This window comes from Massilia sp. CCM 8734, assembly GCF_011682155.1.
Lineage (GTDB): Bacteria > Pseudomonadota > Gammaproteobacteria > Burkholderiales > Burkholderiaceae_D > Telluria_A > Telluria_A rubra.
Genome location: NZ_WHJI01000121.1, coordinates 1 through 1,640 on the forward strand (window position 1 = coordinate 1; position 1,640 = coordinate 1,640).

At 62.7% G+C, this 1,640-nt stretch carries 3 protein-coding genes; all 3 read right to left on the reverse strand.

Annotated elements, in window-relative coordinates:
• A partial coding sequence (locus tag F2P46_RS35700) for a hypothetical protein (RefSeq protein WP_208296920.1) occupies positions 1-878 on the reverse strand: 878 nt, incomplete at its 3' end.
• Entirely contained in the window at positions 878-1,156 is a 279-nt protein-coding gene (locus tag F2P46_RS35705) for a hypothetical protein (protein WP_166899239.1), read from the reverse strand. The genes F2P46_RS35700 and F2P46_RS35705, both read right to left, overlap by 1 nt.
• Positions 1,153-1,640, reverse strand: a 488-nt coding sequence (locus F2P46_RS35710; protein WP_208296921.1) for a hypothetical protein, incomplete at its 5' end; no start/stop codon positions are given. The genes F2P46_RS35710 and F2P46_RS35705, both read right to left, overlap by 4 nt.

Consider the following 1,640-nt stretch of genomic DNA (forward strand, 5'->3'; position numbering starts at 1 on the left):
GTAAAGCTTTTCCCTGCCACGGATGCCGGCAATGTGATCGTCGTGTTTGCGGTGGTCGTGAACTTCTGCACCGTCCCGTTGGTAAGATCGACCGCGAACGAAGCGCCCGGTGCCGGCGCATACGTGGACTCGATGAAGTTTTTTACGGTTGGGTTGATCAGCGTCTTGCCGCTCATCGTCTCCACGCCGCTCAAGGACGCTTTCAGATCGAGCGTCGCCTGGGTGGCCGCGCTGATTGGTTTGACGGACTCGCCGTTCGCCCTGGTGTAGCTCATCATCTGCCAGCTGCCGCCACCAAGGGAAATCCATTCCGCCCAATCGCCTGGCGCCGTCACGATGTCGGCGCCACCAATCAAGCGCATGGAAACCGGGTGGTAGGTGAAGGTGGCCGCGCCGGTGAATGTCATCCGGCGAATCGCTCCGGGTGCGATCGCATCGAACGCGGTAATGACGGCGGTGCCCGATACCGCAAGCGTGTTCGCCCCAGTCGCGGCGATCGCCATCGACGTGGAGCTGACCATAGGGACGGTCGGCGCCTCGTTCACCGGGCCTGTCAGGGCGCCTCTATATACCGGCAGAATCGCGCCAGCGGTGAGACGCAGACTGACAGGGTCGCCCGCGTTGAACGGGCGCGGCGTGCTGCCTTCGATGTACCGTTCGATCGTCAGTACATCGTCCGCGCGCGCGGTGCATTTGACAATCTCCCAGTTCATCTCGATGCCGCCCACGCGCTGCAGGAGAGTGATCAGGAAGTAGTCGCCGTCGAGCGGGTTGGGGAACAGCGCCCCCTCCCCGGCCTTGACGGTGATACTCGTTGCCGCGGCTGTGATGCCAACAGCAAGAACTGATTCGGCGTTGTTGGTAAAAATCTGTGTCATCACTGCTCCTTGACTTTGATTTTGAATTCGTCCTGCTTGATACGTCCGTCGTCCGTCTCGACCGTGACCGTGACCTTGTAAGTCACCCCGTTCTCCCCGCCGGCGAGCCATGCCTTGAACGCGAATGTGGAAACGTTCTGGTGCGTCAACGTCAAGCCGGGTTTGTCGATCGTGAGTTCGACCGACTTGAGTCCATCGCCTGGGGTGAGCCAGTCGTCATAGAGGACGTCGTAGTCGAGCTTTTCGATCGGTTGCTTGGTAAAAGTGGCTAGGCTCATGTCGCCCTCATGGTGCGTAGGTCAGTTGGAATGCGCGCGCTGCGGATCACGCGCTGGACGCGCGTGGTCCGCATGGCAGGTGCCGGGACTGCGGCGTTCGTGGCAGGTTCGGCGTGCACGGCAAATGCCATCAAAGCAGTTGCCGCGCCCATGCGAATGCGCACCCCGTCGGCCAGAAGCGCGCTTGTGAGGTAGGCGGGCGCCTCCCCCATGCGATATGCCCCGGGTGCCGAGGTCAGGCAAGCCAGGCCCGCCATCGTCGCGGCGCCTTGCAGGGCCAACCTGCCTTGGGCGTACAGCGTGGCGGTACAGCGAAAATTCGCAGCGCCCTGCAGGGCCAGACGTCCGTCAGCCGTGCATCCGGACTCGAACAGGACCGGCTGTGCCGCGCCCTCGATCGTGACCATAGGTACGGCCGCGATCTGTAGGCTGGAAGTAAACTCGGCCTGGCCCGGCTGGGTCAGCGTCGGCTGCGCGCTCAACG

Coding starts and splice junctions, on each gene's coding strand:
- F2P46_RS35705 (WP_166899239.1), bottom strand. CDS start 1,156: ATGAGCCTAGCCACTTTTACCAAGCAACCGATCGAAAAGCTCGACTAC.